This is a genomic window from Paraburkholderia sp. SIMBA_053 (assembly GCF_046534895.1).
In the GTDB taxonomy this organism is placed as follows: domain Bacteria; phylum Pseudomonadota; class Gammaproteobacteria; order Burkholderiales; family Burkholderiaceae; genus Paraburkholderia; species Paraburkholderia caledonica.
This window is the reverse complement of record NZ_JAWRXU010001190.1, coordinates 1-254: the sequence shown is the minus strand read 5'-3', so window position 1 is coordinate 254 and position 254 is coordinate 1. Positions and strand designations below refer to the sequence as shown.

1 pseudogene is annotated in these 254 nt (G+C 71.7%); it reads right to left on the bottom strand.

Annotated features, from left to right (window positions below):
* A pseudogene (locus SB753_RS39405) lies at positions 1 to 254 on the bottom strand (ROK family protein); the annotation flags it as partial.

The following is a 254-nucleotide window of genomic DNA, read 5'->3' as shown; positions in this document are numbered from 1 at the left end:
CCGTAGTGGCTGTCCGGGAAGCCGCCGCCGAGCACGATGGCCTCCACGCCTTCCCACTGCGGCTGCGCGAGGAACGTGCGCGCGACCTCGACCAGCCGCTGGGCGTGGCGTTCGACGGCGATATGGACCAGGTGCGCGGCATCGGCATCGCCGCCGACCAGGACCAGGTCGATCTCGCGCTTGCCGAGCTCGGCAGTGGCTGTCTTGCCGAAGGGATCCTTGCCGGTGCGCTGGTGGCGGCGGGCCTCGTCGAG